Annotated in this window: 6 protein-coding genes; 3 read left to right on the top strand and 3 right to left on the bottom strand. The window is 68.0% G+C overall.

All coding sequences use genetic code 11. The features are described 5' to 3' along the window. The coding region (locus ABGI63_RS16480) for an isocitrate/isopropylmalate family dehydrogenase (RefSeq protein WP_349743417.1) at positions 1-295 on the top strand (295 nt) is incomplete at its 5' end. Positions 296-305: 10 nt separating this feature from the next. Further along, positions 306-1,778, top strand: a complete 1,473-nt coding sequence (locus ABGI63_RS16475) for an NAD-dependent succinate-semialdehyde dehydrogenase (RefSeq protein WP_349743415.1) — start codon at positions 306-308, stop codon at positions 1,776-1,778. Here ABGI63_RS16475 and ABGI63_RS16470 read toward each other — a convergent pair whose 3' ends face one another. From ABGI63_RS16470 to ABGI63_RS16460, 3 genes are read right to left on the bottom strand one after another with little or no spacing between them, the layout of a single operon-like run. Next, entirely contained in the window at positions 1,779-2,405 is a 627-nt protein-coding gene (locus ABGI63_RS16470) for an L-threonylcarbamoyladenylate synthase (RefSeq protein WP_349743414.1), read from the bottom strand. 9 nt (positions 2,406-2,414) lie between these two features. Then, on the bottom strand, positions 2,415-3,356 hold the full coding sequence (locus ABGI63_RS16465; RefSeq protein WP_349743413.1) for a DMT family transporter: 942 nt from the start codon (positions 3,354-3,356) through the stop codon (positions 2,415-2,417). After that, entirely contained in the window at positions 3,353-4,234 is an 882-nt protein-coding gene (locus tag ABGI63_RS16460) for a 3',5'-nucleoside bisphosphate phosphatase (RefSeq protein ID WP_349743411.1), read from the bottom strand. The genes ABGI63_RS16465 and ABGI63_RS16460 overlap by 4 nt, the downstream gene beginning before the upstream one ends. Positions 4,235-4,528: 294 nt before the next feature. On the opposite strand from ABGI63_RS16460, the gene ABGI63_RS16455 reads away from it, so the two are divergent. Continuing rightward, positions 4,529-5,935 carry a hypothetical protein gene (locus ABGI63_RS16455; protein WP_349743410.1) on the top strand — a complete coding sequence of 469 codons (1,407 nt, stop codon included), beginning with the start codon at positions 4,529-4,531 and terminating at the stop codon, positions 5,933-5,935. The last annotated feature ends 356 nt before the right edge of the window (positions 5,936-6,291 follow it).

Here is a 6,291-nt window from a genome sequence, read left to right as displayed (position 1 = left end):
CATCGGCCTGGCACCCTCGGCCAATCTGAACCCGGAGCGCCAGTTTCCCTCGCTGTTCGAGCCGGTGCATGGCTCGGCGCCAGATATCTATGGGCAGAACATCGCCAACCCGGTGGCGATGATCTGGTCGGCGGCCTTGATGCTGGACTTTCTGGGCGAGCGGGCCGCGCATGACGCGATCCTGAAGGCCATCGAGACGGTGCTGGTCGAGGGGCCGCGCACGCGCGATCTGGGGGGCCGGGCTTCGACGACCGAGATGGGTGAGGCGCTGGCCGGTCTGCTGGGCCGGGCCTGAGGAGCATGTGATGAGTCAAGCCCTGACCCTGAACCGCCCCGAGCTGCAGCGCACGCAGAACTTCATCAATGCCCGCTGGTGCGAGGCGCTGGACGGCCGTCGCCTGCCGGTCAGCGACCCGGCCAGCGATGCGGTCTTCACCGAGGTGCCCGACAGCGGCGCCGCCGATGCGCGGGCCGCGGTCGATGCCGCCCATGCCGCCTTGCCGGCCTGGCGCGCGACCCCGGCCCGGCAGCGTGCCCAGCTGCTCAAGCGCTGGCACGCGCTGATCATCGAGCACCAGCAGGACCTGGGCCGGCTGATCTCGCGCGAGCAGGGCAAGCCGCTGGCCGAGGGCCTGGGCGAGGTGCTGTATGCGGCCAGCTATGTCGAGTGGTTTGCCGAGGAGGCCACGCGCATCTGCGGCGATGTGATCGCGCCGCCGGTGGCGGGGCGGCGCATGCTGGTGCTGAAGGAGCCGGTCGGCGTGGTCGCCGCGATCACGCCCTGGAACTTCCCGGCCGCGATGATCGCCCGCAAGATCGCGCCGGCGCTGGCGGCCGGCTGCACCGTGATCGCCAAGCCGGCCGAGGACACGCCGCTGACTGCGCTGGCCCTGGTGGCGCTGGCCGAGCAGGCAGGCCTGCCGGCGGGGGTGCTGAATATCGTCAGCGCCTCGCGCGAGCGCACGCCCGAGGTGGTCGATGTCTGGCTGGCCGATGCGCGGGTGCGCAAGATCACCTTCACCGGCTCGACGCCGGTGGGCAAGCATCTGGCGCGCGAGTCGGCCGCCACCTTGAAGAAGCTCTCGCTGGAGCTGGGCGGCAACGCGCCTTTCATCGTCTTTGACGATGCCGATCTGGACGCGGCGGTGGCCGGATTGATGGTGGCCAAGTTCCGCAATGGCGGCCAGACCTGCGTCTGCCCGAATCGCGTGTTCGTGCAGGCGGCCGTGCATGACGCCTTTGTCGAGAAGCTGGCGGCGCGTGTCGGTGCGTTGAAATTGGGGCCGGCCAGCGCGCCGGACTCGCAGATCGGGCCGATGATCAATGCTCGCGCGGTCGACAAGATCGCCCGCCATGTGGCCGATGCGGTGCAGCGGGGCGCCCGCGTCGTGGTCGGCGGCCAGCGCTCGGCGCTGGGCCCGAACTACTATGTGCCGACCGTGCTGATCGGTGCCGATGCGGCCATGGCCTGCTCCTGCGAGGAGACCTTCGGCCCGGTGGTTCCGATCACCCGTTTCGAGACCGAGGCCGAGGTGCTGGCCGCCGCGAACGACACGCCCTTCGGCCTGGCCGGCTACTTCTACTCGCGCGATGTCGCGCGCATCTGGCGCGTGGCCGATGCGCTGGAGACCGGCATCGTCGGCATCAACGAGGGCGCGCTGGCGGCCGAGGCCGCGCCCTTTGGCGGCGTCAAGGAATCGGGCTACGGCCGCGAGGGCTCACGCCACGGGCTGGACGACTATCTGCAGATGAAATACCTCTGCCAGGGCGGACTCTAGTCAGTCCAGCCCCACGCAGGCCGGGTCGCCGCAGCCACGCCGCACCAGCACCGGCTCATCGCCGGTCATGTCGACCACGGTGGTGGGCTCCATCGTGCAGGCGCCGGCGTCGATGATGACTTGCAGCAGCTTGTCGTAGCGCGCCGAGATCTCCTGCGCGTCGTTCAGCGGCTCGCTCTCGCCGGGCGGGATCAAGGTGGTGGCCAGCAGCGGCTGGCCGAAGATGGCCAGCAGTTCCTGCGTGACGCGGTGGTCGGGCACGCGCAGGCCTATGGTGCGGCGCGAGGGGTGCGAGACGCGGCGCGGCACTTCCTTGGTGGCCTCCAGGATGAAGGTGAAGGCGCCCGGTGTGGCGGACTTCAGCAGGCGGTACTGCTTGTTGTCGACCCGCGCATAGCTGGCCAGCTCGCTGAGGTCGCGGCACAAGAGGGTCAGGTGATGCTTGTCATCGACCCCGCGGATGCGGCGCAGGGTCTCGGCCGCAGCCTTGTCGTCCAGATGGCAGACCAGGGCGTAGCTGGAGTCGGTCGGGATCGCGGCGATGCCACCGCTGTGCAGGATCTGCGCCGCCTGCTTCAGGAAGCGGACCTGCGGGTTGTCGGGGTGGACTTCGAAAAGTTGGGCCATGGCCCATTCTCAGTCGGCAATGGTGTCCATGGCCACCGCCGATGGGGGAGGGCGTTGCGATCGCCTGACATTGAGCCAGGCCGAGGCCGCGCCGCAGGCCGACAGCACGCCCATGCCCAGCCAGGCATAGCCGTCCGGCACATGGTCGAAGAACAGCCAGCCGATCGCCGCCGCGACCGCGATCTGCACATAGACGAAAGGCATCAGGGTGCCGGTCGGCGCCAGGCCCAGCGCCAGGATCAGCAGCAGATGGCCCAGGGTGCCCAGCAGCCCGATGAAGGCCATCAGCGCGAGCTGCCCGCCGGTGGCGGCGCGCAGCGGCTCCAGCACCGGGAAGGGCCCCAGCGCCAGCAGCAGGCTCAGCAGCAGCATGCCGGTCAGGCCGGTGTAGAAATGGGTGGTGTAGGGGCTTTCCAGCGCCGAGAGCTTGGCGGTCAGCACCTGGAAGCTCGCATAGGTCAGCGCGCCGGCCAGCGGAAACAGCACGGCCCAGCCGAACATGCCGCTGCCAGGCCTGATCACGATCAGCGCGCCGGCAAAGCCGCCGATCACCAGGGCCCAGCGCAGGCGCGAGACGCGCTCGTGCAGCACCAGGGCCGCCAGCAGGGTCACGACCACCGGGGTCAGCATATTGATCGCGGTGAACTCGGCCACCGGCATGTACTGCACGCCGTAAAAGCTCATCGCGCTGGTGGCCAGCAGCAGCAGGCCGCGCACCGCCTGGAACTTCGGATGGGCCGAGCTGAAGGCAGCGGCATCGCCGCGCGCGCGCTGCAGGCCCAGCCAGATAGCCATCGTCAGGGCCTGGAAGCTGTAGCGCGCCCACAGGATCAGCAGCACCGGCAGGAAGGCGCCCAGATAGCGGATCGTGCTGTCCATGGACGCGAAGCACGCGGCCATCAGCACGATCAGCGCAATGCCCAGCAGCGGGCGGTGGTGGGCGGCGCTCAAGATGGGATGGCGGGTCGGTGGATGCGGTGCTCAAGCGCCTGCCAGACGGGGCTCAGCCGGCCCGACAGATCGGCCAGTCGGCCCAGATCGGTGTGGCTCTCTTCGGGCGAGTGGAAATCGGAGCCGCGCGAGGCCAGCAGCTCGAATTCCAGCGCGGTCTCGGTGTACTTGGCCGCATCGGCGGCCGAGTGGCTGCCGGTCACGACCTCGACGCCGCGGCCGCCATGGGCGATGAATTCGGTGAACAGCGCGTATTCCTCGGTCGGCGTGAAGCCGTAGCGGGCCGGATGGGCGATCACCGCGATGCCGCCGGCCTCACGCACCCAGCGCACCGCCTCGCCCAGGCCGGCCCAGCGGTGCTCGACATAGCCGGGTTTGCCCTCGGTCAGGTAGCGGCGGAACACCTCGCTGACATCGCCGCAATGGCCGGCCTCGACCAGGAAGCGCGCGAAATGGGTGCGCGAGATCAGCTCCGGATTGCCCACATAGGTCAGCGCGCCTTCGTAAGCGCCCTTGATGCCCACCTGGGCCAGGCCGGCCGCCATCTCGCGGGCGCGCTGCTCGCGCCCGCCCCGGGTGGCGCGCAGGCCGGCTATCAGGGCCTCGTTGTGGTGATCGAAACCCAGGCCGACGATGTGCACGACCCGGCCGGCAAAGCTGACCGAGATCTCGGTGCCGGTCAGATAGCTCATCCCCAGCGCCAGCGCCGCATCCAGCGCACGCTGCTGGCCGCCGATCTCGTCATGGTCGGTCAGCGCCCACAGTTCCACCCCATTGGCCTGGGCACGTGCGGCCAGGGCCTCGGGCTCCAGCGTGCCGTCCGAGACCTTGGAATGGCAATGCAGGTCGGCGTTGGTCAGGGGGGTGGTGGTGTTCACCCCGGTATTTTAGGTGGGCGGGGAGATTGGGCGGGGTGGCGGGGCTTTGGGGGCACCAAGCAGCAGTGACATGGGCAGCAGCGCCGCCGCAAATGTTCGCATCGGATTCCTCGCCGTTTCTCGATTTTCCCGCGCAATTGTTTGTCGTCAGGGCGGCAGATTCTCGACCAGTCGGCTGCGGGGGGAGCTCCCCAGAGTTGCGGAGGCGCCGCAGTGCAGCTCCGGACACACTGAGGCCTGCCATCGCCATTGCGCTTCGGGCGCAGCCCTTCGGCCAACAAAGGGAGTCACCACATGCTCGACAACAAGCTTCCAAGCACCCTGCCCACACTCCTGCTGCGTGCCGGGCTCCTGGCAGGATCCACGGCCCTGACGGGCTGCGCCTACCTGACCACCTACACGCGCAATATCGATCTCGAGGGCAAGAATTCGATTGCCATGGACGTGAAGCAGCGGGTTGTGTTCTCCCAAAAGCTGGGCTTGGATACCGACAAGCAGTTGGCGCCTGTCGTGGTCTGCGCCGAACCCAGCCCCGATGCCCTGACCGTGCTCGGCATTTCAGGTGGCCTCGATCTGTCGAACGGCGGTAAGCAGCAGGCGCTCGGCGCCAGCGCAGCCTTTGCCGAGTCGGGCGCCTTCATCGGGCTGCGCACGCAGTCCATCCAGTTGTTGCGCGACGCCATGTACCGTCTGTGCGAAGGCTATGCCGGCCAGGCCGTGGACGGGCAGGATTTCATTGGCATGCAGCGCCGTTACCAGAGCACCATGATGGGCTTGATTGCCATTGAGCAACTGACCCGGCCCGTGGTGGCGGGCCAGGTGGCCATCGCGGCGCAAGCCGGTGCGTCCACTGGAGTCTCTGCGGGCGATGCTGCCGTGGACAAGGCCGAAACGCGCTTCGATGAGAAGGCGGCCAGCCTCGACAAGGCAAAAACCGAAGCCAAGAAGCAGGAGGACACGCTGCGCGACGCCACGGTCGACCTCCGCCAGAAGGAGCTGGCGCTTCAAAAGGCCAAGGACGCGGAGGCCCGGACGGCGGCCCAGGAAGCGTTGATCACCAGCCGGGAGGCCAAGAAGGAAGCTTCACGCGCCAATGAGGCCGCACAGCGGGAACTCGTCACCGCCCAGCGCAGCTACAACGACGCCGAGATCCAGCTGTTGAAGGCCCGTAGCGGCAGCTCGGCCAGCGCCTCGGGAAGCACCACGCTGGAGGGCAATGCCTCGGGCATGGCCGCGATGACCAGGGAACTCGTCGACGGTGTCGAGGACATCGTCGAGGAGATCAATTTCAGCTATGCCCGGGAGGCCTGCTTCTCCGCACTGGATCGCGAATCCAAGCTGGCGAACAAGCCTGTCGAGGAGCAAACCAAAAGCAGGAGCGACGCGAATGCCCAGCAGGTGCAATCGCTCTGGAAATCGTCAGCCGACGACAAGACCATGGGCGGCATCTGCGGAGATTTGATTAAGAAATATGCCCAGCGCTACGCGGACAAGGCCGCGACCAAGAAGCTCAAAGCAGAGAAGGAGCTGACCAAGGCCCAGGCCGATAAGGCGAAGGTCGATGCGGACGTGGCGACGGCAGCGGCGGAGAAGGAATCAGCGGACAAGGCCGCGCAGAAAAAGCTCTCAACCAAGGCGCCGGCAAACGTGCCGCCCAAGACGATGATGGCCCCGGCAAAGCCAGCTAGCGCGGCTGGATGAGGCGGCACGCAGCCCAGCGGCCGGGCAGGCCGCTGGGCTGAAAGGCGTCCGTGCCCACCGGACCAGGGCAGCGCGCCAGCACTTCCCGACCCAATACCAGACTTCCTGCCAGATCGCTTCGGAGGTGTGCAAGGCCACCACGTTGCTGCAGTAGCGCAGTCCGCTCGGCGCGAGCAGGGGCAGGGCTTGAGTTTGAAGTTCATTCAGCGGCTGAGCCCGCCAGCGCGTGACCCCGCCAGTGCGGCGGCGAGGCGCCACGACGTGCCGACAGTGGCCCAAGCAGGAGCGCGCGGGCGGCAAACTTTCCCTTCAGTCAACTGGGCTGCATGCGCGGGCTTGCCCCTACGTCAGTGCCT

Source organism: Roseateles cavernae (genome assembly GCF_040187885.1).
GTDB classification, from domain to species: domain Bacteria; phylum Pseudomonadota; class Gammaproteobacteria; order Burkholderiales; family Burkholderiaceae_C; genus Roseateles_E; species Roseateles_E cavernae.
This window is presented reverse-complemented; position numbering and strand designations above follow the sequence as displayed.